The 231-nt window shown below is 67.1% G+C and carries 1 protein-coding gene; it reads left to right on the top strand.

All coding sequences use genetic code 11. From position 1 onward, the window contains the following. A partial coding sequence (locus AC1RPQ_RS08720) for a hypothetical protein (RefSeq protein ID WP_481762389.1) occupies positions 1 to 231 on the top strand: 231 nt, incomplete at both ends.

The following is a 231-nucleotide window of genomic DNA, read 5'->3' as shown; positions in this document are numbered from 1 at the left end:
GGAAACCATCCACCGATTCCGTAACCCAGACGGCACCGTGAACCAAGCGGAAGCCGATGCCTCCGAACGTCTGCGTGACCCGGCCACGACCGGCGATCCCTTCACCTGGTACATCGAGCAGGGCCGCGTCGTCGGCGGCGACGTCGACCGCATGACCGGGCAGGTGTTCGCCGCCTGGCAGGCCGACACCAACGCCGGCAAGACCTCCGTCATGCTCGCCCAGCACAACAC

The sequence above is a fragment of the Dellaglioa sp. CoH-57-MRSF-21 genome (assembly GCF_056781915.1).
The sequence above is the reverse complement of the archived record's forward strand: the minus strand, read 5'-3'. Positions and strand labels throughout refer to the sequence as shown.